The sequence below is a fragment of the Rhizobium sullae genome, from assembly GCF_900169785.1.
GTDB lineage: Bacteria > Pseudomonadota > Alphaproteobacteria > Rhizobiales > Rhizobiaceae > Rhizobium > Rhizobium sullae.
Map to the genome: position 1 here is coordinate 1 of NZ_FWER01000157.1, position 1,326 is coordinate 1,326.

General features: G+C 60.7%; 2 protein-coding genes. Both read right to left on the reverse strand.

All coding sequences use genetic code 11. The features are described from left to right. Positions 1-712 (reverse strand): ABC transporter substrate-binding protein (locus BN1800_RS39485; protein ID WP_244564835.1); only part of this gene is annotated, 712 nt, incomplete at its 3' end. Between the two features lie 149 nt (positions 713-861). Beyond that, on the reverse strand, positions 862-1,326 hold a 465-nt coding region (locus BN1800_RS39490; protein WP_087006363.1), incomplete at its 5' end, for a hypothetical protein.

Sequence of the window (1,326 nt, forward strand, 5' to 3'; positions counted from 1 at the left end):
CCCGGGCGGCCGGGTTCTCAATGACGCGGAAGGTTACCTTCAACCAGGCGGGCTTGCCGCCCCAATAATCGTCATTCCTGGCAAGTATCAGGTTCTCGCCGGAACTCCAGCTCTCAAACCTGTAAGGCCCGGTGCCGATGGGCGGACTGCCGGCGTTGAGGTCATCCGTCGTCTCGAACCCCTCAGGGGGCCGGTTCATCACAAAAATCGAGGAGAACGAGAGGGGCAGATTGGGGACCGTGCCGTTGGTCCCGATGAGGACGGTGAGGGGATCAGTTGCCGAGACCGACTTGATGCCGCTCACATAGGAGCGAAAGCCGCCGCTTGGCGGTTTGAGGAAATCCCGGATGCGCTCGATCGTGTAGACGACGTCGTCCGCAGTGAAGTCTGAACCATCATGAAAGCGGACGTTGTCGCGGAGCTTGAACTCCCATTGCGTGTCGGACAGTGGCCGCCAGGAGGTGGCAAGGCCAGGCTTCAACTCGAGATTCTCGTCCTGATAGACGAGCCGCTCGTAGATGTGGGAGAGCAGCGAGGTGTTCTCGTTGAGATTGGCATACTGCGGATCGAGCGTCATCAGCTTGTAGGACGTGGCGATCCGAAGCTCTCCGCGTTCCTGCGCCTGCGCCGGCGTCCACGGAACGCTCCCGAGGAGGATGGAGATCAGAAGCGCGGAAAGCAGGCGTGGGCGAAATGGGTTTCCCAGTCTCATTTGAAGTTCCTTGTTTTGCTTTTTGGTAGAGTCGAAACGCCGCGTTGGAGCAGTCCCCAACGCGTGAATTCCAGGGCGAAATGAATGCAAAGGCGCGGTTGCGCATGTCTTGTTAAGTTCCGGGATCACGCGTCTTGAGCCATTCCCGTTCAGCCGTCTTGAAACTCCGGTCGGAGTTTGGGCATCGACAGGCGATTGCCTCCGCTCGCAACAGAGCCGATATCGATCTTCAGGAGGTCGGCGATGACGGAGCGAATTTGCGGCCAGGGGTCTTCTTGGCTTGTGGGGCAGGGCTGCCACCTGGTGACGGCGGCGTGGAGCTTGGCCGTTGCGCCCGCTACCGATTGCGCCGGCGTCCTCCACAGGGCGTCCGCGGCCTGGTCCTCCGCGACGGATGCACGACCTTCAGCTTCGAGGGCCTCGTCGTAGGCTCGAGAACCTGCTGCTTGCTCAAGCGGTGGCGGCAAAACAACCGAAAAGAGCGATCTTTCCATCCGCCGCTGTCGCAAGCTTGATTCGCTCAAATGCTGCCAAGCGGTGCACCATTGTTGCCAGACCGCCAGCGCGGGATCGTCGTTGCACGCGTCGGAAGGTACGGTCTTCGGCGTGGCAAG